Annotated in this window: 1 protein-coding gene; it reads right to left on the reverse strand. The window is 66.9% G+C overall.

The features are described from left to right. Nucleotides 1–269, reverse strand: a 269-nt coding sequence (gene lipB, locus SB822_RS57485; protein WP_410859160.1) for a lipoyl(octanoyl) transferase LipB, incomplete at both ends; no start/stop codon positions are given.

Below are 269 nucleotides of genomic sequence, written 5' to 3' on the forward strand. Positions count from 1 at the left end.
CGGCTGCTCAGGCGCGACATAGATGCCCGGCGCGCCCGCCTTACGTTCACCGTCGAGATTATACGCCGCGAGTTTGTCAATCACGGCCTGCTCGAGCCGCGTCACCAGCTCGCGCACCATCAGCTTGCGACGGCGCAAATCGAGCAACAGATAGGCGACCACCTGGCCCGGGCCGTGATACGTGATCTGGCCCCAGCGGTCGACCTTGACGAGCGGAATGCGGCTGTCGGCCGTGAGCAGATGCGCCGGATCGCCGGCCTGGCCGAGCG

Origin of the sequence: Paraburkholderia sp. SIMBA_054 (assembly GCF_046534875.1) — a bacterium.
Lineage (GTDB): Bacteria > Pseudomonadota > Gammaproteobacteria > Burkholderiales > Burkholderiaceae > Paraburkholderia > Paraburkholderia hospita.